The organism is Candidatus Neomarinimicrobiota bacterium (assembly GCA_021157965.1).
In the GTDB taxonomy this organism is placed as follows: Bacteria; Fidelibacterota; Fidelibacteria; order Fidelibacterales; family Fidelibacteraceae; genus Fidelibacter.
In genome coordinates, this window is the sequence record JAGGVO010000041.1 from 91,992 (window position 1) to 114,318 (window position 22,327).

A 22,327-nucleotide genomic window follows, 5' to 3' on the forward strand; every position below is an offset into this window, starting at 1 on the left:
GCTTCTTGCAGGTGTTTATATGAACCTGATTTTTTTTACAATCGTTTCACCCATGAGGGTCCTATATTTTTCCACAAGCTCTTCGGACATCATCATAAGCTCATTGCGCCACACATGGTCCCGGACCCGGACATAGAGAATTCCATAAACAATCTTTTCGGGCTCCGTGACGTCCGCAATTTTCTCTCCGACAACATCCCGCCATTTGCGAAAGGCTTTATATTCGATCAACGCCCGTGGGCCGGTCAGTCTCGTCAAAAGAGCATTCAATGGACCTTCAATACTTTTCATCGTTTAAATTTATAAAATTAACCCTTAAATATGAAGGAGTAATTGTTCAAAATTAACTGTCTGAGGGGCCTATACATCAATGATATTAAACGATCCCGGGGAGAGTGATATCCCCTGCCGTCTTAAATCACTAAGGTCTGTAGACGTAACAATTATTTCTTTCAAATTCTGAATATGATTCAGCAATTTCCGGGTATGGTCAATATCCAGTTCCGAAAACAAGTCATCAAATAAATAGAGCGGTACAATACCACCTTTCTTTTGAATATATTTACCCTCAGCCAGCTTCATACAGACCAACCAGAATTTTTTTTCTCCCTGGGAAGCCCCGGCCTTAAGGGCCTGTTCGGACCGTTTAAATTCAACCCGGTCATAGCCGGCGCCGCGCAGGGACCTTTTTAACAAGATTTCATTTTGGATATTTCTACTGGATTCAGTTAAAAAATCATGGATATATGCGTCGTCTGTTTCGGGAGCAGATACGGAAGATTTGTACTCAATGAATACAGGAATATCCCGTTCGTCGATAGCCCGAAAATATTCCTGTAAAAAATCGTTCAGAATAGCAAAATTATCCTTTCGGAAAATATAAAGTTCCCGGGATAAAGGAGCCAGCTGCTCGTCATAGATTTCAAGCTGGGTATCGTAAGTGAAAGACTTTTTTTCATTTTTAAGTTTAAGATACGCATTTCGTTGTTTCAGCAGCTTGGAATAGCGAATCAGGGTGATTAAATATTCATGGGAAACCTGGGAAAAAAGCCGGTCAAAATACTGACGTTTCAATTGAGGCGTTCCGCTTGTCAGCACTGAATCTTCCGGAGACAGGACCACGGCAGGCAATTTTCCGATCCAGTCACTATACCGTTCAACGGGCGCATCATTCAGAAGCAATTTTTTTCCCAGATTCCGGACCAGGGTGAATTTAACGGTCCCCAAATTTTCCCATTTGCTTTTAATCAAAGCATGATCAGAATCCCGCATGATGGCTTCAGCGTCCCGGGACGTTCGAAAAGAGCGGGTAAGGCAACTGAAAAAGATTGCTTCAAGAACAGATGATTTTCCCGACCCGTTCGAACCGAACAGAATGTTCAGGCCGGGAGAAAAGTTAAAAGTTTGCTTCTGAAAGCAGCGAAAATGTCTGAGTGTTAAAGTCTGCAACATCATTAAGGAGAATATACAAAAAAGGGCGGTTTCTGCCGCCCTTCTTCTGATTCTTAAAGCCGGATAGGCATGAGCAAAATCAACAGGTTTTCATTTTCTGCCTGTTCTTCAGGATAGAAAAGTCCTGCTGACAAGGGCGTATTGAGAAATATTTTTGCTTTTTCCCCGTCGATATGACGGATGGCTTCCTTCAGATACTCGGCATTATACCCGATGGTTAAAGGTTCTCCTTCGTAACTGAGGGACAATTCTTCTTTTGCCGTAGAAGCCGTTTCCACATCTTCCGTCGATATGACAACCTTGTTTTCGGTGAATGTCAAGGCAATCTGGTGAGTGTTTTTGTTGGAAAAAATGGAAATTCTTTTAATAGCCGATAAAAAGGTATCAATATCAACAAGGACCTTATTGGGATTTTTAACAGGAATCACGCTTTCATAGTCCGGAAAGCGCTCCTCGATAATCCGTGTGTAAATAACACTCTCTTCTGTTTCCAGCATGACATGATTTTTTCCCACCTTGAAGCGCACTTCATTAACGTTTTTGATATTGGCCACGCTGACATTAAGAAATTTAACGGGAATAATCACATCCCGCTCGAGTGTGTCGTTTTCAAAATTTTCATAGGTCAGCTGGACCAGTTTGTGCCCATCTGTTGCGACGCCCCGCAGGGAATTTTCCCGGAACTGAAAAAGCACACCATTCAGGCCTGCTTTCATTTCATCGTGACTCACACAAAAGATGGTTTTTTCAACCATTCGCTGGAGTTTTTCCGTTGAAAAAAGAATGGTCGTACTGTCATCAATCAGGGGAACACCCGAAAATTCGGCAGAGGACCGTCCGGTTATGTGATATTCTCCACCCTGAGGCGTTTTAATTTCAATACTTTCACCATCAACACTAAACGTTAACTCGGTTTCGGGAAGTTCAGATGTAATGTCGAGAATCATGCGTCCCGGTATAGCAATGGAACCACCTTCTTCCACGTCAGCCTTGCAGAATGTTTCCATGGTAATTTCAAGATCTGTTGCTCTTAAACGAAGTTCTCCGTCTTCAGCAGTAACAAGAATACAACTCAGGATAGGCAATGTAGAACGGATCGGGGTTACTTTTGAGACCTTCTGCAGTGATTGGTAAAGATCATTTTTAGAAACGGTAAATTTCATTGTATTAATTCCTTATTCTTTTTTAAAAATTACTAATAATAATATACGGGTGGAAAGTGTGAATATCACATGTAAAGTGAAAAAAAATAAGCTTTTTGGACGCTTGAAAATTGTGGATAACTTTATTGTTCATGTGGACAAGTTTTATGAATTCAGAGGAATTTTGTAATTTTGTCAAGTTGTTCATACACATTAACATGTTATTAACAGGAGATGTGGATAACTATCTTTTGATTTCAACATAGAACTTTTTATAAAGAGAATCCAGCCAACGATTCCAGGCTTCCTGTTTTTTTTGTGATGCAGCCATGTTTTCCAAAATATTATAATGGGTTTCCAATGTGATTCTTTCAGAAGGCTTCCGCTTATTAAGCTTCAGTATATGATAACCAAAAGAAGTTTGAAAAGGTTTGGAAATTTCCCCTTCTTTCATTGTATCCACAACCGATTTAAATTCTTCAATCTGCAGTGTGTTAACAGGAAATTCTCCCAAATGCCCTTTATTGGTTTCAACATCAGGATCTTCGCTGTACCGAAGAGCAAAATCCTCAAAACCCCCACCAGAAAGGATTGAATCGCGGATTGTGGACAACATGTGGATAGTTCTGGCGTTATCTGTTTCATCCTTCTTGATTTCAAAAAGGATATGTGCCGGGTTTACCAATTCTCCCCGCCGTTCTACCAGTTTTATCAGGTGAAGGCCGAACTGAGTTTCCACAATATCTGAAATCTCGCCTTCTTTCAGAGAAAAAGCGGTTTTTTCGAAATTGGGAACAAAAGTACCTTTAGGTGAAAAACCCAATTCTCCTCCATTAGCGGCTGAGGGACGGTCGGCAGAAAATTCACGGGCCGCTTCGTCGAAAGAAATTTCTCCGGACAGGATTCGTTCTCTTAAGGCCTTTAACTCTTCACGTTTTTGGTTCACTTTATCTTCTGAGGGGTTCGGAATCATCAAAATATGGCTGATATCGACCCGTTCCGGAATATCAGGTATAGAATCCCGGTTTTCTTTATAGAAAGACACCACTTCCGGGCGACTGACGCTTATGTTGCCGAAACGCTCATTCTGAATTTGTTGTACGATCAAAGAACTTTTCACACGATCATATAGGAATTCGCGGATTTTTCTCATGGGCAGATTGAAAGCCTTTTCAATTTGTTCTTCTGATCCAAAGACATCCATATACTGCTGAAGCTGCTGATCCAGAGACGTTTGAATATCCCTTTCCCGGACAACAATGGAATCTTCTTCGGCCTGAAGAAGGATTATTTCCATGTTGATTAATTCATGCAGCGCATCATTTTGCATGGACATAAAATCGTTATCAGTCATGGAGGATGGATTCGCGCCGGAAGAGCGCAGCATTTCTATGGTAAGCTGCTGCACATCAGAGTATAAAATAATTTCCTGTCCCACAATCGCTGCGATACCGTCTACCAGTTGCTGGGCGTTCAGAGGAAAGAGCCCGAACAGTATGAAAAGAATTCCTTTACTTAAGTACTTCAACATGTGATTTTTTCCTGAGTTTATGAATAAGGGCAGTGTATGCCCGGTTGTATTTCATGATGCCGATTTCCTGGCGGATCTCTTCGCGAACTTCCGAGATAGGAAGGTAGGACTCCGGTGGAAAGGTTTCAACGATTTCAAAAACAAAGTACGCATTTTCGTGAGAAAAAGGTTCCGATATTTTCTGCGGTCGGCCCGAAAAGAAAATCTTTCTGATTTTGGGAGTAACAGTATTCTCTTTTACAAATCGCGTATTGATCAAATGGTTTTTTTTTATTTCCTGGACGGCGTCGGGATTATTGCGAAGAAGGGTAAGGTAAGCATCACGGGCGCCATCCGGTGTTTCAAATGTATAGACATTCACTTTATGGGTAAGTACTGCCACTCTGAACTGTTCTCGGTTTTGAAAATAGTATTCATTAATCTCTTGGTCGTCAGCGCTCAACTGGTCTCCCAGTTCCATTTGAAGGTATTGGTTGGCAACCAACTGTTTCTGATATTGAAGGAGCTGGTTTTTCACTTCCGGGTTTTTATCCAGTTTCCGTTTCACACCTTCCTGGTATAAAAGTTCAGTGGTAACCCAGTTTTCAATCAGCAGGGTTCTTTCCGTTTCCAAAGAAGATTCGGGCCCTGTTATGGTGGGAATCAGGTTCAGGTTTTCTTCGGTCAGGTAGGATTTGTTTACCCGGGCCAGTGCGTGAGACGGCTCCTTTTCAGTACAGGAGGTAATCAGCAGGCTCGAAACCAGCACCCAGAGCAATTTATTTTTCATACAGAGGATTGATTTGTACATCATATTTTTCATAAAGGGTTTTAAAGGCATTCTCTTTGGCCTCGGCCCGCTTGTCCCGGATATAGTCCTGAACGACTTTCTTTTTTATCTGGTCGTAGGCCATGGGGGCCTCAGGATAAAATTCAATTACCTGAATGATGGAATACCGTTTATCTTTAAGGGGTATGGGCTCCGAAAGTTCTCCCGGCTTCATCTCAAAGGCCTTTCGGCCCATTTCACCATATTGTCCCTTGTAAAAGGGATCCAGTAAGCCCCGGTTCCGTTTCCCGACAGGGCGTTCGGTGTATTTTTCCGCAAGGCCGGCAAAATCGGTCCCCGCTTTTAATTTTTTGTGGATTTCACGGGCAAGGGTGCTGTCTGAAACAAGAATTTCCTGAACGTGCACTCGTTCCGGCATCATATAGTTTGATTTGTGCCGGACATAATACCGGGCAAGGTCTTCATCCGTTGGCTCCAGATCTTCGTAAATAACCACACTATAGTAATATGCATGTGCTGTCCGGAGGATATAGCGATTGATTTTTCTTTGAAAGTCTTCGTTTTTCACCACATCCAATCTGGACCCGGTGCGGACAAGCAGGTCGAGAATATGGTTATCCTGAACGAAATCCGTCAGATCTTCTGCCGATTTAAAGCGTGGGATTTTTTCATGGTCTAGAAAAAAGGCCATATAATCCACAACCCAGTTTTTGTCGACCTTCACGCCGGGGTATTCGGCAAGGAGGAAAGTGTCGGGCATATCAAGCAGTGTTTTAAAGACATTTCCTTTTTGAGACATCATGGAATCAAAGACAGTGTAAAAAGATTCTATTGCTTCAGGGTAAAACGTGATGGGATTTTCTTGTGTCAGTGAATCGATGTATTCCCGTTGTCGTTCGATAAATCGTTCCGGCCATAATTTCCGGGCTAAAATTTTCAGGCGCGGCATTTCTTCTTCGCGGGATTTGACGGCAAGGGAACGCTCCTGTTTCGGGTAGATGATATGGTATCCATAGGATGTTTTGAAAGGTGGACTGATCTGGCCGGTTTTTGTTGCAAACAGAGCACTGTCGAAGACAGCAATCATCTGACCGGCCTTGATCCATCCCAGGTTACCGCCCTTGTTTCGAGTGGCCGGGTCTTCGGAATATTCTGTCGCCAGGGATTCAAAATTTTCCGGATTGACCCGCCGGCGGATCTGATTAATAAGCACAAAGGCCTCTTTGTCCGTTCTTTTAGTCTCCGGATTTTGGGGATTCTTGTAAGTTATGAGAATATGGCAGGTTAATTTTTGGGCTTTTATACGGTTGTACAATTCATCATAGGTTTCATCATCGACCAGCTGTTTAAACACCTCGTGGTCATACAAGGCCTGGGCGTATTCACGGGCTTTTTTAACCTGGATTTTGTATTTCAACCGGTAATCGTCAAAGCGCCCCGTTTCCTTAAGGTACTTTGTTGCCAGGATCATGTTGATATAATCGTTGACCCGCTCTTTCACCACGTTGGCCGAGACGCTCCTGAGGTAGTCGGCGGAATAGTAATCTGCCAATTCATCCAGGGTATATTTTTCACCATCCACATAGGCAATGGTTTGATCATCAAATTTTTTTTCACAGGATGTTACCATCAAGAGCAGTATGAGAAAAAACAGAAATAACCGATGTTTCATTGAATCTCCCGTATTTTAAAACTCAAATTTATTTTTATTCGTTACCGATTCCAACAGCATTTTCAGGACCTCCGGTTCTTTCCCATTATCCAAATAAATGCGGACAGAAAAGTTCCCCTTTGTATGAAATGAGTGGGAAATGTTGAGATCTTTAAGATGGGGGATGATAGCGAGGGCAATCTTTTGAAGTGTTTCGTGGGGAATGTCGGGATTGAAAACCAGACTTGTGTATTTATGGTGTTGTGTAATTGCCACTATACCCAGGCGCCGGGCAAGAAGGTACAGACTTCTGAGTTGAAGGAGGTTTACGGCTTCCCTTGGAGGCGGGCCGAAGCGGTCTGTCAGCTCTTTGTGAAGCATTCGAAGATCTTCTGAATTTTCAGCGGCGGCAACGGATTGATACAACTCCAGTCGGATTGTGCCCGAAGGAATGTATGTCTCCGGCAGAAAAGCCCGAATGGGCAGAGAGATGTCAGGTTGTGTTTTAAGGGGAGATTTGCGCCGCGTTCGCAATTCAATTTCATCTGTGAGCAATTTCATGAAATAACTGTACCCCACTTGGTCGATGTGTCCGCTTTGTTCCGTTCCAAAGAGATTTCCGGCCCCCCGCAGCTCGAGATCCCGCAAGGCAATATGATAGCCGGATCCCAGATCGGTATAGTATTCCAAGGCCTTTAACCGCTGCATGGCTTCCGTGTTGATGTGTCGGTGCCGTGGAATGACCAGATACGCATAAGCTTTTCGAAAAGAACGCCCGACCCGCCCGCGAAGTTGATACAGCTGAGATAAGCCAAAGCGGTGTGCATTCATGACAATCAGCGTATTGGCATTGGGGATGTCGATTCCCGATTCGATGATGGTTGTACTTACAAGGATATCATACTTGTGGTGATGGAAGTCAATCAGCTGGTTTTCAAGGGTTTTGCCGGTTAATTGTCCATGGGCAAAACGGATTTTTGCCTCGGGAACCAGCAACTCCAGATTGCGGGTAAGTGCCGCCAGTTCGCGAATATTGTTTTCCACCACAAGGATTTGTCCGCCCCTTTTAAGTTCATCCCGGAGGACCTGCCGGATGAGAGCCGAATCCCAGTGAATGATTTTTGTATAGATGGGTATCCGTTCCTTGGGCGGTGTGTCAATGCGGAGAATGTCCCTGATTCCGGACAGGGAAAGCTGAAGCGTTCGGGGAATTGGGGTGGCGCTCAGGGCCAGAACATCCACGTTGGCTCTTATCGATTGAATTTTCTCTTTATGCCGGACCCCAAAGCGATGTTCTTCGTCTATGATAAGAAGCCCTAAATTATTAAAAAACAATTTATTAGAAAGGATTCGGTGTGTTCCGATAAGAATATCAGTCTTGCCTTGAACAACGGATTCGCGAATGGTTTTAAATTCCCGTTCTGTACGAAAGCGATTCAGGATATCGACAGACACGCCCATGGGTGAAAGGCGCTCCCGAAAAGTTTCGTAATGCTGGATGGATAGAATGGTTGTGGGCACCAGGACGGCAACCTGATAACCTGAAATAACAGCCCTGAAAGCCGCCCGGATTGCCACTTCTGTTTTTCCGAAGCCGACATCGCCGCAGATCAACCGATCCATAATGACGGGTTTTGCCATGTCTTCTTTAACTGTTTTTATGGCAAAGTCCTGATCGCGGGTTTCAGACCAGGGAAAGGAAAGGGTCAACTCACTCTCTGAAGCCGGCTCACCTTCCATGGCGAATCCCTGTTTGGAGACTCTTTTACGGTACAACTTCAGCAGTTCATCCGCCATGTGAACCACGCTTTTTTTGACCCGCTGTTTTTTAGGTTCCCATGTTTTCCGTTTAAGGGAGTCGGGACGTGGCGGATGTGCGTGAGCCTCCGAGAAGCGGTAAATTTTGTCAATGTGTCTTACCGGCAGATAGACCCGGTCTTCATGGTCGTACTCAAGAATTAACTGTTCATCCCCGTCGGCAAAGCGGGTACCAAGGTAAATACCGATACCATAATCCACATGGATCACGGCGTCTCCGTACTTCAGAACATCCCGCCGGGGCACCCGTTCCACATCGGGAATAAAGGGTGCGTCGGGGTTGAAAAGATGTTCTTTCTGAAAAAAATAATTATCGTTAATAAAAGCAGCTCTGATATCTTTTAAAAGAAAAGAATCAGGAAGACTTCCGCGAATGAAGCGGACGTTGTTTTCAGACTCGAGAAGATCTTTCAACTGATCTTTCAAAAGTGTGCTTTGCCAGAAGATGTAAACAGTATTCAGGTTCTGAACAAATTGGAGGATTTTAGAATCGCGTGACAGATCGGCCAGAAAGGGTGGCAGGGAAAGAACCTTAAAGGATTCTTCATCTGAAACGGATGAAAAGGTAATGGATAAAAGGGAATATTTTTGGAGGAAAGGCAGGGCAGAAAAATTCATGAGAACGCACTTTTCGGTCAATTGGGTGACAAAGGGGGAGCGGGGAGAAAAGGAAGCAGAAGAGGGAAAAAGCCGAAGGTGTTTTTCCTCTTTGACAGAGAGTTGGGAATCGGGATTGAAAGCACGGATTGATTCAAGCGTATCTCCAAAAAATTCCAGCCTGCAAGGTAAGGGTGAGCCGTAGGGATACACATCGACGATACCGCCACGGACGCAGAATTCTCCAGGATGTTCCACCAGCTCGGTCCGTTCATATCCCATCTTTGACAGGCGGTGGACAAGCCAGCTAAAAGAAACAGATTGGTCTTCAAACAGCGAGAGACTTGGAATCGTGGGAGCGGCGGGATTTTGTACAGAGTGTTTCAGGAGATCTGGAGAGGTGATAATGCAGGAGAGCTTGTTTTGGGTAAGAAGAGAAGCGTAGTGGGCAAAATGATTTTCAAAACGGGCGGTGTTATAGAGTTCCGTGCCGTAATCATAAAAAGGGAGCCAGGCAACGGTCTCTTCGGGGAAAAAGGAAAGGCAGGCTTCCAGCATTTTTTCAGATTTCCGTTCGGTATCGACAAGTAAAACCGGAAAGAGGCCATCCTCCAGAAAAGCCCGAGAAAGTAAGGCAATAAATGAGGTAATCTGAGATTCTGCTCGTATTTGTTTATCATGAATCAAGCGGTTCAACAGCGCCGTATAGGACGGTGTTTTCCGGAATGTATTTATCAGAGTCTTATCCATGGTTTCACGTGAAACATCAGGTCAAATAAACAAGGAGAATCTGAATATCTGACGGAGATACTCCCCGGATCCTGCCGGCTTGTCCCAGGGTTTCGGGTCGAAAACGTTTTAGTTTTTCCCGGCCCTCATTTGAAAGGGATTTAACTTTGTCGTAATCGAAATGTTCGGGGATATTTTTCTCTTCCAGCAGCCTCATTTTTTTCACCATTTGTTCCTGTCTCCGGACATATCCTTCATAGAGGATTTCAATGAAGGCCTGATCCAGGCTGTGAAACTGATATTCAGAAAAGAGTTCCCGGTGTAAAGCCCGAAGATGTTCCTGGCGGAGAAGGTGTTTTTTGATCAGGCGGTCATATCGTTCGGTTCGGGTTGGCGAGAGAGGCCGCGACGCGTCTTTGGGATACGCATTGAATTTAAAGAAATCTTTGATGTGGTTTCGCTCCCGTACCGAGGTTTTAAACCGTTCGATCATTTCCTGAGATTGTATTCCTATATTTTGGGCAGCCTGATACAGGCGATGGTCGGCATTGTCTGCCCGGAGGATAAGGCGGTATTCGGCGAGACTGGTAAACATCCGGTATGGTTCGTCGGTTTCTTTGGTAATCAAATCATCAATAAGAACACCAATGTAGGCGTCAGCACGGGAAAAAATCAACGGTTCAAGTCCATCCAGCGAACGGCTGGCATTTACAGCCGCCATAAACCCCTGGACCGCCGCTTCCTCGTATCCGCTTGTCCCATTGATTTGTCCGGCAAAATATAGGCCCGACACATCTTTTGTTTCCAAGGAATGCCGAAGCTGATAGGATGGGAAATAATCATATTCGATGGCATAGCCGGGTTTGATAAATTCCGCCTTTTCCAGTCCGGGGACGGTTCTCAGAGCCTTAAACTGAATATCTATGGGGAGGGACGAGCTGAAGCCGTTAATATACCACTGTTCCGAGCCCTCCCATTCCGGTTCAATGAAGAGCTGGTGAGAGGGCTTTTCGTGAAACCGGACGATTTTATCCTCGATGGATGGACAGTAACGTGGACCGGTTCCCCGGATATCTCCGGCATAGAGAGGGGAACGATGAAGTGCGGACCGCAGAATATCGTGGGTTTTCTCTCTTGTGTGGGTCAGGTAGCAGGGGATATCTTTGGGATGAAAATGGGTTGTGGCATAAGAAAAGGGTTCCGGATCCTGGTCGCCGTACTGAGGTGTCATGCGTGAAAAATTGATGGAGCGTCGGGTTATACGGGACGGGGTTCCCGTTTTAAGGCGTTTTACCACAAACCCTTCCGCTTTCAGTTGGTCACTGAGTCCTGTAGAGGGGAGCTCACCATAGCGCCCGGCAGAAATTTGCACCGGTCCGATATGAATCAGCCCGTTTAAAAAAGTGCCGTTAGTGAGAATGACGGTTTTTCCGGGGACATTGCGACCGTCTTTGAGCTGAAGGCCGCGGACCGAGGAGCCAGAAAACAACAAGCGGTAGCCTTCACCCTCGATGATGTAAAGACTTTCAGTGCTTAAAAGGGTTTTCTGCATATAATCGGCATACCGGCGTTTGTCTGCCTGGGCTCTGGGGGACCACACAGCCCGCCCCTTGGAACGGTTCAGCATTTTGAACTGAATTCCGGTCTGGTCTATCGCTCGGCCCATTTCACCGCCAAGAACATCCAGTTCACGAACCAGGTGCCCCTTGGCCAGTCCGCCAATGGAGGGATTGCAACTCATGCGGGCAATGCTGTTCAGCGACAGGGTGACCAAGGCTGTCTTTTTCCGAAGCCTGGCAGCCGCAAGAGCGGCCTCCACACCGGCATGACCGCCGCCGACCACGATTACGTCAAATTCATCTAAAGGGCGTTTCACGTGAAACATCATTTATTTTCCAATACAAAAACGGCTGAAAATGTGATTCAATATCTCTGGCGAAGTTGTTTTACCTGTAATGTCATCAAGGGCACTCATGGCATCCCGTATATCCATGGCGATAAATTCAGGGGGCAGATTGTCTTCAAGGGCCTTTTGGGCATTTAAAAGTGCTTTCCGGGCCCTTTTTAAATGATTCTGATGCCGTAAATGTGATATCATAACGGATTCTGTGTTAAGGACATAATGCGTTTTCAGAAGATCCAGGATTCGGTCCATGAGAACCGTAATGTGGATGTCTTTTAAGGCACTGACGGCAATGACCGGCAGGTTCGGCGTTGAATGAGATAAGGCTTCCCGGACCTTTTTTTCAGGCACCCGGTCGATTTTATTCAGGACGATGAGCCCCGGAGTGTCCATAGTTTTAAGATAGGCTGCTATATCCGGAACCTCTTCCGGGAATTCGGTGATCATAAGAATCAGGTCGGCGTCTTTCATCAATTTTTTGGTTTTTTCAAGCCCCGCAAGCTCTATGAAATCCCGGGTGTCCCGCAAACCGGCCGTATCAAAGAGCCGAAGCAGATATCCCGAATGGTTTATTCGCTCTTCTATGTAATCCCGGGTTGTCCCCGGAATATCGGATGTTATAACCCGTTCTTCTTTGAGAATGGCATTGAGTAAACTTGATTTACCGGCATTAGGCTTCCCAATAATGGGGATACGAGCCCCGTCATGTAAAATGCGGCCCGTCTGATAACTGGCAATCAGAGCCCCAATGTGTTTCAGTCCCCGCCCAATCCGGTCACGAATTTCTTCCGGGTCAATGGTTTCAATGTCCTGGTCACTGAAATCCAGGCCGATTTCCAGTAGCGAGGCGGCATCTAAAAGAAGAAAACTAATCTCTTCCAGCTCCCGGGATAAGCGGCCCTTAAGAAGGACGCGCGCCGATTTCAGGCTCTTTTCCGTTTCTGCGTGAATCATATCGGCCACAGCTTCCGCCTGGGCGAGATCCATTTTTCCGTTAATAAATGCACGACGCGTAAATTCGCCAGGCAGTGCAGGACGGGCACCCTGTGCATAAAGAACTTCCAGAATAAGACCCGGGATAATCCGTCCGCCATGGCACGAGATTTCAACAAGATCTTCGCCCGTATAGGAACGGGGGGATTTGAAATATGTGACAATTACATCATCTATGAAATTCTTGTCTTTCGGATTGGTAAAGGTCGTATGGGTGGCACGTAAGGGTTCCCCCGGTGTTCGGGACAAACAGGGTTTTAGGATGTTCAGGGCATCCGGTCCGGACACACGGACAACTGCAATGCCGCCGACGCCTTCCGGTGTTGAAAGTGCGGCAATTGTTCCTTCATACCCCGCCATACCCCTATTTCTTTTTCTTTTTTGTCTTTTTCTGTCTGGCGTTCATTTTCTCCCGCTGTTCCGCCAGTTTCGCATGAACCGAGGGATTGATGAAGAGTTTCTGCTGGAGAATAGTCAGCAAATTAAAAACAGTGTAGTACAAATTCAGACCGGAGGGAAAATTGTTAAAAATCAACAGAAAGAAAATGGGCATAAACCACATCATGATTTTCTGCTGCTGGTTGGCCTGGCTCGCCCCGGTCATTTTTTGCTGGAGAATCATTGTCAGAGCCATAACGATCGGAAGAACAGCAACTCCGTCTCCATAGAGTGGTATTGAAAAAGGCAAAGTAAAGATAACATCTGGTGTGCTTAAATCTTTGATCCACCAGATAAAAGAAGCCCCCCGAAGCTCAATGGTTGTGCGGAAGACGATGAACAAGGCGTAGAGCAACGGCATCTGGAAAAGCATGGGAAGACATCCGCCAAGAGGATTCACGCCATATTCCTTGTATAGTTTCATCGTTTCCTGGTTCAGAGCCTGAGGGTTGTTGGCGTGTTTTTCCTTCAATTCGGCCAACAAGGGCTGAAGCTCCTGCATTCGCTTCATGGATTCGTAGCTTTTATGGGTCAATGGGTAGAGGATGATTTTTATCAGGAAAGAAAAAAACAAAAGTACTATACCATAATTCGGAATGAATTTTCGCATGAATTTAAGAAGTTTTAGGATTCCCACAGAGATGGGTTTGATGAGTTTCCATCCCCAGTTCATCACAAGCTCATGGCCGTATCCGAGAGATGTAAGATAACTTTCGTCCAGTGGTGCAATCACAATCTTGTATTGATCTTCATGCATATTCCTTGCGGGCAGGCGCATGAAAAGGCGGGCATTGAAAAAACGCTCTGTTTTGCTTCGCGTCCCACAAATTTCTGTCCGAATGCCTGGCCCGGATTCGGCAACAATAGATGCCAGAAAATATTTAGACCGCAGGGCAACCCATCGGGCATCCCCGTCCGTTCTGATACTTTGTTCTTTTTCCTTTAATTGAAGGTTGGTTAATTCTTCACCAGCCTTGCTGTAGACGTAAGAATAATTTAAATCGTCGGCTACATTTTTCTCGGTAATGGCAAAGCCGTCATACCAGTTTATGGTATATATCATATTGGGGGCAAGGGCGCTCCAATTCTTTAAAACGACATCAAGGTCAAAAGCATAACCATCCGGGGGAAAGGTAAAAGTGCGAACAATTTCCTGGTTTTCTTTCGTTTTTAATGTAAATGTGAGGTTCAAGGGCCGGTTAACATAAAGGGTGTCCAGGTTAGAATACCGTTCAAAGACGGCCGAGTAGAAAGGGATATCATTAAATGAAAGGGTTTCCGTGTCGGATAGGGGAAATTCCATCCCCAGATTTCCACCGGCCCCGGGCTTTAAAAGATGAACCCGGTTTCCACGGAAGTTCTGGTATTCTTTAAAGCAGAACTGGGTGATGGTTCCGCCTCCCCGGTTTGAAAGGGTTAAAAAATAAGTTTCTGTAGAAATTACCAGCTCTTTTTCCTCGGCGCTTGTTTCTGCCGCTATCTTGTTTTCCGGATTGTCACCGGACTCCGACAGGATTTGGGTTTCTGTAAATTCAGTCTCTTCGCCCTCTGCCGGATTCTGAGCGATTTCCGTCCGGGATATCTCGGGAACAGGTTCCCGTTCTCCGACAAATTGCTTTTGATAAAAAGGCATAAAAATCATAATTAAAGCGATGAGAATAAAAGCGACCACCGTATTTTTGTCAAGCACTGTTTTTCTCCTTTTCCGGTACCGGATCATATCCTCCGGGATGAAAGGGATGACATTTAAAAATTCTGAATAAAGCCATTTTGCCGCCCCTGAAAACCCCGTACCGCTCTATTGCCGTATAAGTATAGCATGAACAGGTGGGAGAAAAGCGGCAGGAAGGTGCAAAATATGGGGAAACAAAATTCTGATAAAAGCGAATGCCTTTCAGTATCAGATATTTCATTTGATCTGGACCACCATTTGTTTTAGATATTTTTCAACCTGGTGCGTTGTTCCCTTTTCCGGAACTATCTTTGCAATGAAACCGTAATCATAACCGGCGGGTATGATATCCTGATTCAGACGGACGGCTTCTTTCAGTACACGTCGCGCCCTGTTCCGCCGGACAGCTCCCCGGATTGTTTTTAGGGTGCCGAAAAGATAGTGCTTTTCTCCGGCATTGGGAGAATATACCACATGAAAGAAGGGACAGCTTTTCCAGCGTCCCCTTTCAAAAAGCACTTGAATGGTAGTCCTGTCCCTTAAAACGGCTTTTTTTTTCAGGAAAGGGCTCACGAAGAGACCGACAGACGCTTCCGTCCCTTGGCGCGGCGCCGCGAGAGTACGGCCCGCCCTCCCCGTGTTTCCATGCGTGAGCGAAAACCGTGTTTATTTTTGCGCCGTCTGTTGCTGGGTTGAAATGTTCTTTTCAAGGGAAATCTCCTTCATTTTCCGTTTTTTTGATTTACAACTTATTAATTTCCAAAAATTGTCCGTCATTATCAAATATTTACGAATAAAAATAACAGCCATGTTTTATAATGAATTTATGATTTTCTCAAAAAGCCTCTTGACATTGCCGTCTCAATTTGCAAACTTCACTTGGCGCAGATTGGAATTAATGTGGACAACATGTGGATATCTAAAATGCGCCAGAGTCCCTTTCTTTGGGTGTGTGAGGAGGATAAAAACGGAACAGGCTGATTATAAGGATGTTAAGGGAATTTTGCCCCCCTTCTTCTCTCAAATAATGGGTGTGGATAACTTAGAAGCTGCATATATATTATACCTTCGCAATTGTGGATAAGATGGATTCTGAAATGCTTAAAAAGTGGGATGCCCTCTTGGAAGATCTGCAAAAGTTTATTCCTTCACACAGCTTTACATCCTGGTTTTTACCCTTAAATCCCGTGTACTTCAACGAGCGGGCTCTCCGCATTTCAGCGCCGAGCCGTTTTCATTCCGAATATGTGGAAATGCATTATAGGGATGTTTTAAAGAAAAGTATCAAATCAGTCTTTGGCCGGGAGTTATTAGTACAGTTTATTATTGCAGAAAACACAGCGAAAAATTTTGTTTCCGAGAATCCGTCCCGGCGGGACCCGTCAACCCGGGAAAAAATAAGCGATCGGAACGACAAGGACAGTCTCCCGCCGCGGGAGTACTATATTGAGGATAGATATAGTCAACTGAATGGAAGATATACTTTTGAAACTTTTGTGGAGGGACCGCATAATCAGTTTGCGAAGGTTGCCAGCAGGGCTGTTGCGGAAGCACCGGGAAATACTGCCTTCAACCCCCTGTTGATTTATGGTGGTACGGGCCTGGGGAAAACCCATCTTTTACAGGCCATCGGCCATTATGCACGGACCCGGAATCCCAACAGGCGGGTTATTTATGTGTCTAGTGAAAAGTTTATGGTGGATTTTATCACAGCCATTCGGAATAACCGTCTGAACGAATTTGGCAATATCTACCGAAAAGCAGACCTTTTGCTGGTGGATGACATACAGTTCCTGGAATCCCGTGAAGGGACACAGGAACAATTTTTTCACACGTTCAACGACTTGTATCAGAGAGGAAGGCAAATTGTCATTACATCGGACAGGACCCCGAAGGAGTTGAAAGGCGTGGAAGAACGGTTGATTTCCAGATTTTTGTCCGGTTTAACTGTGGATATTCAACCTCCGGATTTTGAATCCCGTATTGCTATCCTCCAGAAAAAGGCGGATATAGATCAGGTGGCGATTCCCCCGGAAGTGATAGAATTTGTGGCTCAGAATATCACAACCAATGTCCGTGAACTGGAAGGGGCCATGACCCGGATTTTTGCCTATAGTTCTCTTGCTCATACGGATGTGACCATCAACCTGGCAAAGAAAGTGATCAAAGATATTCTGGGCGTCAGGAAAACACGCCATATTTCTATTGATATTATTCAACGCGCTGTATCAGATTATTACAAAGTGACTGAAAATGAGCTTATGGGCAAGGGCCGGAAACGGGAAGTCGCCCTGGCGCGGCAGGTTATCATGTTCCTGAGTCGCGAGATAAGCGGAATGTCATTAAAAACCATTGGTCTGCGCCTGGGCCGCAGGGATCATACAACGGTCATGCATGCCTGCAATGTGATTGGAAAGAAAATTCGCGAGAACAAAGATTTTTCCCGGGAAATTGATGCTATCCGCCATCAAATCGATCTGACGGCCGGATAAACTCCGGATTCATTATGGAATAATGTGTAATGTTTGGTTTTTTTAGTTTTCTCAGGGTATTTTTTCATGATAAAAAGAAAGAGATAATATGGAAACTTTAAAAACAGGCATAAAACCCCGGATCCCGGTTCAACACATGCCTCCTTTGCCAAAAAGTATTATATCCCCTTTTCCCTCCTTTCCGATCCGGAAAAAGAGGTCCTGAAAAATATGGAGCCTTGGAACCCCAAAAAATGTACGGCCGTGAATATGAGAGGGTGACCCGAAAAACCTTTCTCTTCAATAAAAAGGGCAATTTGGTTAAAATCTATTCCAAAGTCCGTGTTAAAAGCCATTCTAAGGCGGTTTTGAAGTACATTAAAATACTATAGCGCCTATATACATTTATTATAATTATACTATAATATTGACATTTGTCTGCTTCTTGTGTATACTTCTTTCAGAAAAACAAAAGAAGCAAGGAGGCATCTATGAACCGTAATTCTGCGAACAAGGTGATACTTGTTGGTTATTTGGGAAATCAGCCTGAAATGCGATATACTCCCAATGACATTATGACCACTACATTCAATTTGGCGACCAATTTTGTGTGGCGGGACGAAGAGGGAGAATTTCAGGAACGGACGGATTGGCATCGGATTGTGGCCTGGCGGAGTCTGGCTGAATACGCCAAAAGCCTGAAAAAAGGACAGTTGCTCTATGTAGAAGGACATCTGCAGTCACGGGAGTGGACGGATAAAGACAATAGTAAACACTTTGTTACAGAAGTCATTGCAGAAACCCTTACGATGCTTGGTGCCCGGAAAAGGGGAGAAAACAACAATGGAAATGAGTCGGGCAAAGTGAATCAGAATTGATCCCTGTGGCGGGGGGTGCTAAAAGAGAGATAATCTTCTAAATGCGGCGGTTCGGAAAGTAGTCCCGGAAAGTGATGGTAGAGGTGGCGGGCAAACCAGTAATCCAGTTCTCCATTACTGCCCGGGGCTTTTCCCGTGACAGCCGTCCAGGTTTCGGAATCTTCCATACAAAAATAGATAAAAACATCCGGACCGCCATATTTTCTGAGTAATTTGAAAATATGTTGATACAGGCGGATGCGCAGAGGTTTGAAATATCGCAATTTGCCATCCATGCCTCTTATCATCTCGGCATCCAGAAGGTGGGTTCCGGGAAAACGGCTTAGAATTTTTTCTTTCATATCCGGTGGAAAGCGAAGAGATCCCATGGAAATCCAGGCAATCCGTGATGAAGGTGCTACGTTAAACAGGTGCTGAATGGTTTTTTCGTAATCTTTTTTCCAAGAGGGATAATAGAGGATGGGATCGAAATGAAATGCCAGTTTATAGCCGGCTTTTACTGCCAGTTCCACAGCTTTCAGGCGCCGTGGCAGTGACGCAGCTCCATGTTCTTCGGCCCGGATGACTGCCGGGGGATTTATGGACCAGGCAAGAATGGTTTTTCCTTTGTGATTTTCATGTAACAGCGAATGAATCCGGTCAGATTTTGTTTTCAATTCCAGAATCATATTCGGAGTATAAGCAGCAAAACGAATTAATGGCTGGGCAAAGTGCCCTTCTTCGTTTAGAGCAAGACTATCTGCCAGTTCACCGGTTCCGATTCTGAAAAAGCGCCGTGGTTCCCGTGACATTCTTTCCCGGATCTGGCCGATCATCTTTTCCGTATCGGTGAATACGGTGAGATAGGGATTGTTTAAATAGTACTGGAGTATGCAGTAGCTGCAGTTGAAGGGACAATTCAGGGATTGGTTCAGAACCCAGTAATTACAACAAATGTATTTTTCAGATGTGCCGGGACAGGGTTTAAATACCTGACCGCGGCTTTCCGCCAGCAAAATCTTGTTTTTTATCACCCCTTCCGGTTTGTTCCCCGGCAGAAGGTCTTCAGGTTTTTCAGCCGAAACAGATTTTTCAACTTCATAAACACGCCTGAAATGTTTCAGAATCTCACCACGGGACTTGTTCAGGATGATCAGTGATTTTATGTCTCTGTCCGTCATAATTCGAGTCGCTCTTTCAGCAATTTTTTTAAAGATTCCTTTGTTTTTTTGTACCAGAACAAAAATTCATCAGCTTCTTGTTCGTTTCGGATAGTTGCGGAAATTTCAGCTCCGGGTCTTTCTCCATTTTTATCGCTTTGCACTGTAACAAAACGTGGGGAATTCAGTGCCTTTAATGAGTTTTCAATCTTTTTTTCATATCTGCTTCGCAGGGGGTAGCGTCTTTCCCGGATGCGCAGGAACAGGCTTTCCGGCCGGATCTGATCCTCCTTGAATTCATCCAGGATTGTCCTGAGGATTTTCCCTGTGGAAACCCCCTCCCGTTTCTCGATTTCCGACAACATAATCACAGTCTGTTCAAGGCGATTCAGACCAAAATTCACATTCAGCAGGGATGTACATGCCTGGAGGTCCACAGCCTCGCATATGGCTTTGATCCGGCGCCCCGGAACCGCGTGATCTGTAAAGAAACATGCCCATTTCTGCGGAAGGTTTTTCATACACAGGTATATTTTGTGATAATCCGGCCGGTCGGGAAGGTTCAATGCCTGCATGATTTCGGAAGCATCTGCGTGTGAATGCATGTTTCTCAACATTAGATATGCGGACACCTTTTCAATGAAGGGCAGGGTTCCCCGGGCATCCTGTTTCAGGATGAGAGCAAGGTGAGTCCTCCACGTGAAGTCCTTCTCCGCAATGTGAATAACCGGTACGGAAAATGAAGAAGGAAAGTGTTTTGATAACGCATGGATGCGTTTAAAACCATCAATGATCATAGGATGGTTGTTTTTTGTCGTGATATACAACGGATCGCAGATACCGGTTTTCACCATGGTTTGCGCCAGGGTCTCATCCTTCAGATAGGTTCTGTATCGGAAATCAGTGTTACTTTGTTTGAAATGTTTTAAAGGCAAGTATGTTAATTTCATTCAACGCTCCTTTCATTGGAATTTACACAGAAGTCCGCAAGGTCATAACGGAACTTTCAGTGAAAGCACTGAGAAATACGGTATAATGATGTTAAATTCACGCACTTTGGCAAAAAAAACGGAAGGACAGTGCTGGGTAACAAAAAGAAAAGAAAAGTAAACGGCTTCATAAAAAATCCCCATAGGGCTCTCTGGAAACTTTCGATTCCCATTATGTTTGGCATGTCGGTTCAGACTATCTACAGCCTTGTCGATATGGTGTTTATCGGTCGCCTGGGTGGTGAAGCCATTGCAGCCCTCGGCTTTACCATGCCCCTGCTTTTTTTTGCTATTGGAATAACCTTCGGGCTGGGTTCCGGAGTTACCAGTGTGATTTCCCGTTTTTTAGGAGCCAATTCCAAAAAAGATGCCGATAACTCTGCAGAACACGGCGTTCTTATGGGAATTGTCTTTGGGATTATTCTCTCGGTTGTAGGCTATTTGCTCAGATATTCAATCTTTGAATTTTTGGGGGCCACGCCGGAGATCATTCCCCTGGCAGTGGACTATTTTTCTGTTATCGTGCTGGGTTTTATTTTTCATATTATGAATGTTTTTTTTCGTTCAATTTTATCCGGTGAAGGGGATACGGTGACTCCTATCCGTTTTCAGATTACCGGCACATTGCTGAATATGGTTTTAGATCCTATTTTTATTTTCACCCTGAATATGGGAATCCGCGGGGCAGCCCTGGCTACCATTTTAAGCCAGTTTATTGTGATGTTATTTTTCCTTAACTATTTATTCAAGCGTAAACAATCCTATATCCACTTCAGGTTCAGCGAATTCCATTTTTCTTTTTCACTGTTGAAAGAGATCTTCCGGGTCGGTATTCCCGCATCGATGGCGATGATCATTATGTCCCTGGGAGGAATGGTGTTTAACCGCCTGCTTATCCGTTTTGGCAGTGAAGCTGTCGCCGCCTTTGGCATCGCCAGAAACCTGGATCAGATTTTCTTTTTACCCATCATGTCTATGGCTAGCGGAATGGTCACTTTAGCCGGTATGTTTTACGGCGCCGGCGAGTATGAAAAAATCCGGGAAACCTGGTATTATGCCATTTTCCGGGGAATTATTATTGCCATTAGCATTGGTTTTCTTTTTTACCTGAGCGCACCCGATATCTACAGAATATTCAGCACCGAAAAGGAAATCCTGAAAATTGCCATCCAATATACGCGTCTGATGGTATTCGTTTATCCATTTATTGTGATATCCATGATTTCCGGACGTGTTTTTCAGGGACTTGGGCAAGGACTTCCCGGATTGATTATTACTTCTCTCCGCGTTGTGTTTATCAGTATTTTATTTGCCGTCTTTTTTGTCCTCTACTTGAAGAAGCCTCTGCATTATATCTGGTATTCAAACATGATTTCGTCGGTATCGGCAGGCTTTCTTGCTTTTTTCTGGTTGCGGTACCGGCTGCACAGGCTGGAAGAAAGCCGTTCACGGCTCATCATGTGATGTGTTGAGTTCTATTTAAAGTCATAGTATATTTTACTCCATTAAAAAATGAACACAATGAAACTCGTACTTGCCACACACAACAGAGATAAGGTTTCTGAGCTTAAAGCGGTTTTGAAAAGCGAACAGATTTCTATTTTGACCTGCGATGATTTTCCGGCGATGCCGGAAATAATCGAAGATGGGGATACCCTGGAGGAAAACGCCCTGAAGAAAGCCCGGGGAATCCATCAATATACGAAACTGCCCGTCCTGGCTGATGATACAGGGCTGGAAGTACCGGCGTTAAAAGGTGCTCCGGGCGTGATGTCCTCCCGCTATGCCGGCGACCAGGCAAGCTATGCTGATAACGTGGCGAAATTATTGAAGGAAATGGCCCATATCCCCATGGAACAAAGAGAAGCCCGCTTTCGTACAGTTATGGTGTATCTGGACGACAGGAATAAAATCATAACGGAAGGCGACGTATCGGGACAAATTCTCGAGGATGTCCGGGGGAGAGGGGGATTCGGTTATGACCCCGTGTTTTATTATCCGCCTTTCAATAAAACCTTTTCAGAAATGACTCTCAGCGAGAAAAACCGCATCAGTCACCGGGGGCAGGCGCTTCTGAAAATGATAAAAGCCTTAAGAGAAAACCATATACTCAAGGAGGTGTGATCAGACTATTTGTTACAGGTTGTGAAAGTTA

19 protein-coding genes and 1 pseudogene are annotated in these 22,327 nt (G+C 44.9%); 5 read left to right on the forward strand and 15 right to left on the reverse strand.

The features are described from left to right. Positions 1-15: 15 nt before the first annotated feature. From J7K63_05650 to rpmH, 13 genes are all read right to left on the reverse strand, one after another. Complete coding sequence (locus J7K63_05650) at positions 16-291, reverse strand: DUF721 domain-containing protein (protein MCD6234502.1); 276 nt, start codon at positions 289-291, stop codon at positions 16-18. 69 nt (positions 292-360) lie between these two features. Further along, on the reverse strand, positions 361-1,455 hold the full coding sequence (gene recF / locus J7K63_05655; GenBank protein ID MCD6234503.1) for a DNA replication and repair protein RecF: 1,095 nt from the start codon (positions 1,453-1,455) through the stop codon (positions 361-363). Between the two features lie 50 nt (positions 1,456-1,505). Continuing rightward, on the reverse strand, positions 1,506-2,615 hold the full coding sequence (gene dnaN / locus J7K63_05660; GenBank protein MCD6234504.1) for a DNA polymerase III subunit beta: 1,110 nt from the start codon (positions 2,613-2,615) through the stop codon (positions 1,506-1,508). Positions 2,616-2,838: 223 nt separating this feature from the next. Beyond that, on the reverse strand, positions 2,839-4,125 hold the full coding sequence (locus J7K63_05665; protein MCD6234505.1) for a peptidylprolyl isomerase: 1,287 nt from the start codon (positions 4,123-4,125) through the stop codon (positions 2,839-2,841). Further along, entirely contained in the window at positions 4,106-4,894 is a 789-nt protein-coding gene (locus J7K63_05670) for a peptidyl-prolyl cis-trans isomerase (protein ID MCD6234506.1), read from the reverse strand. Before J7K63_05670 ends, J7K63_05665 begins: the two co-directional genes overlap by 20 nt. After that, the gene (locus J7K63_05675) at positions 4,884-6,566 is read right to left on the reverse strand and encodes a peptidylprolyl isomerase (protein MCD6234507.1); all 1,683 of its coding nucleotides are present in this window, start codon (positions 6,564-6,566) and stop codon (positions 4,884-4,886) included. Before J7K63_05675 ends, J7K63_05670 begins: the two co-directional genes overlap by 11 nt. A gap of 15 nt (positions 6,567-6,581) precedes the next feature. Then, positions 6,582-9,710, reverse strand: coding sequence for a DEAD/DEAH box helicase (locus J7K63_05680; GenBank protein MCD6234508.1), 3,129 nt, complete (start codon positions 9,708-9,710; stop codon positions 6,582-6,584). 16 nt (positions 9,711-9,726) lie between these two features. Further along, positions 9,727-11,574, reverse strand: a complete 1,848-nt coding sequence (gene mnmG / locus J7K63_05685; protein MCD6234509.1) for a tRNA uridine-5-carboxymethylaminomethyl(34) synthesis enzyme MnmG — start codon at positions 11,572-11,574, stop codon at positions 9,727-9,729. Positions 11,575-11,577: 3 nt separating this feature from the next. Beyond that, positions 11,578-12,945 carry a tRNA uridine-5-carboxymethylaminomethyl(34) synthesis GTPase MnmE gene (gene mnmE, locus J7K63_05690; GenBank protein MCD6234510.1) on the reverse strand — a complete coding sequence of 456 codons (1,368 nt, stop codon included), beginning with the start codon at positions 12,943-12,945 and terminating at the stop codon, positions 11,578-11,580. Positions 12,946-12,949: 4 nt separating this feature from the next. After that, positions 12,950-14,713 (reverse strand): membrane protein insertase YidC, encoded by a 1,764-nt coding sequence (gene yidC, locus J7K63_05695; protein ID MCD6234511.1) that lies wholly within the window; start codon positions 14,711-14,713, stop codon positions 12,950-12,952. Then, entirely contained in the window at positions 14,706-14,936 is a 231-nt protein-coding gene (gene yidD, locus J7K63_05700) for a membrane protein insertion efficiency factor YidD (protein MCD6234512.1), read from the reverse strand. Before yidD ends, yidC begins: the two co-directional genes overlap by 8 nt. Continuing rightward, positions 14,933-15,268 carry a ribonuclease P protein component gene (gene rnpA, locus J7K63_05705; protein MCD6234513.1) on the reverse strand — a complete coding sequence of 112 codons (336 nt, stop codon included), beginning with the start codon at positions 15,266-15,268 and terminating at the stop codon, positions 14,933-14,935. Before rnpA ends, yidD begins: the two co-directional genes overlap by 4 nt. Next, on the reverse strand, positions 15,265-15,405 hold the full coding sequence (gene rpmH, locus J7K63_05710; protein MCD6234514.1) for a 50S ribosomal protein L34: 141 nt from the start codon (positions 15,403-15,405) through the stop codon (positions 15,265-15,267). The genes rnpA and rpmH overlap by 4 nt, the downstream gene beginning before the upstream one ends. Before the next feature lie 375 nt (positions 15,406-15,780). On the opposite strand from rpmH, the gene dnaA reads away from it, so the two are divergent. The 3 genes and pseudogenes from dnaA to J7K63_05725 all read left to right on the forward strand — a co-directional run bounded on the left by dnaA (position 15,781) and on the right by J7K63_05725 (position 18,044). After that, on the forward strand, positions 15,781-17,187 hold the full coding sequence (gene dnaA, locus J7K63_05715; protein MCD6234515.1) for a chromosomal replication initiator protein DnaA: 1,407 nt from the start codon (positions 15,781-15,783) through the stop codon (positions 17,185-17,187). A gap of 117 nt (positions 17,188-17,304) precedes the next feature. After that, positions 17,305-17,448: pseudogene (locus J7K63_05720) on the forward strand (redoxin domain-containing protein). A gap of 209 nt (positions 17,449-17,657) precedes the next feature. Beyond that, positions 17,658-18,044: a single-stranded DNA-binding protein gene (locus J7K63_05725; GenBank protein ID MCD6234516.1), complete on the forward strand. Its 387-nt coding sequence runs from the start codon at positions 17,658-17,660 to the stop codon at positions 18,042-18,044. Here J7K63_05725 and J7K63_05730 read toward each other — a convergent pair. Both J7K63_05730 and J7K63_05735 read right to left on the reverse strand, forming a co-directional pair. Then, on the reverse strand, positions 18,035-19,204 hold the full coding sequence (locus J7K63_05730; protein ID MCD6234517.1) for a DNA photolyase: 1,170 nt from the start codon (positions 19,202-19,204) through the stop codon (positions 18,035-18,037). The two genes, J7K63_05725 and J7K63_05730, sit on opposite strands and share 10 nt — an antisense overlap. Continuing rightward, entirely contained in the window at positions 19,201-20,133 is a 933-nt protein-coding gene (locus tag J7K63_05735; GenBank protein ID MCD6234518.1) for a hypothetical protein, read from the reverse strand. The genes J7K63_05730 and J7K63_05735 overlap by 4 nt, the downstream gene beginning before the upstream one ends. Before the next feature lie 129 nt (positions 20,134-20,262). Between J7K63_05735 and J7K63_05740 the strand changes: the two genes are divergently transcribed. Further along, entirely contained in the window at positions 20,263-21,636 is a 1,374-nt protein-coding gene (locus tag J7K63_05740) for an MATE family efflux transporter (protein ID MCD6234519.1), read from the forward strand. Between the two features lie 57 nt (positions 21,637-21,693). Then, complete coding sequence (gene rdgB, locus J7K63_05745; protein MCD6234520.1) at positions 21,694-22,296, forward strand: RdgB/HAM1 family non-canonical purine NTP pyrophosphatase; 603 nt, start codon at positions 21,694-21,696, stop codon at positions 22,294-22,296. Positions 22,297-22,327: the final 31 nt, after the last annotated feature.

Bases quoted from the DNA above. Each gene is read 5' to 3' on its own strand.
- J7K63_05650 (MCD6234502.1), bottom strand. From the start codon at position 291: ATGAAAAGTATTGAAGGTCCATTGAATGCTCTTTTGACGAGACTGACC.
- recF (MCD6234503.1), bottom strand. From the start codon at position 1,455: ATGATGTTGCAGACTTTAACACTCAGACATTTTCGCTGCTTTCAGAAG.
- dnaN (MCD6234504.1), bottom strand. From the start codon at position 2,615: ATGAAATTTACCGTTTCTAAAAATGATCTTTACCAATCACTGCAGAAG.
- J7K63_05665 (MCD6234505.1), bottom strand. From the start codon at position 4,125: ATGTTGAAGTACTTAAGTAAAGGAATTCTTTTCATACTGTTCGGGCTC.
- J7K63_05670 (MCD6234506.1), bottom strand. From the start codon at position 4,894: ATGAAAAATAAATTGCTCTGGGTGCTGGTTTCGAGCCTGCTGATTACC.
- J7K63_05675 (MCD6234507.1), bottom strand. From the start codon at position 6,566: ATGAAACATCGGTTATTTCTGTTTTTTCTCATACTGCTCTTGATGGTA.
- J7K63_05680 (MCD6234508.1), bottom strand. From the start codon at position 9,710: ATGGATAAGACTCTGATAAATACATTCCGGAAAACACCGTCCTATACG.
- mnmG (MCD6234509.1), bottom strand. From the start codon at position 11,574: ATGTTTCACGTGAAACGCCCTTTAGATGAATTTGACGTAATCGTGGTC.
- mnmE (MCD6234510.1), bottom strand. From the start codon at position 12,945: ATGGCGGGGTATGAAGGAACAATTGCCGCACTTTCAACACCGGAAGGC.
- yidD (MCD6234512.1), bottom strand. From the start codon at position 14,936: ATGAAATATCTGATACTGAAAGGCATTCGCTTTTATCAGAATTTTGTT.
- dnaA (MCD6234515.1), top strand. From the start codon at position 15,781: ATGGATTCTGAAATGCTTAAAAAGTGGGATGCCCTCTTGGAAGATCTG.
- J7K63_05725 (MCD6234516.1), top strand. From the start codon at position 17,658: ATGAACCGTAATTCTGCGAACAAGGTGATACTTGTTGGTTATTTGGGA.
- J7K63_05730 (MCD6234517.1), bottom strand. From the start codon at position 19,204: ATGACGGACAGAGACATAAAATCACTGATCATCCTGAACAAGTCCCGT.
- J7K63_05735 (MCD6234518.1), bottom strand. From the start codon at position 20,133: ATGAAATTAACATACTTGCCTTTAAAACATTTCAAACAAAGTAACACT.
- rdgB (MCD6234520.1), top strand. From the start codon at position 21,694: ATGAAACTCGTACTTGCCACACACAACAGAGATAAGGTTTCTGAGCTT.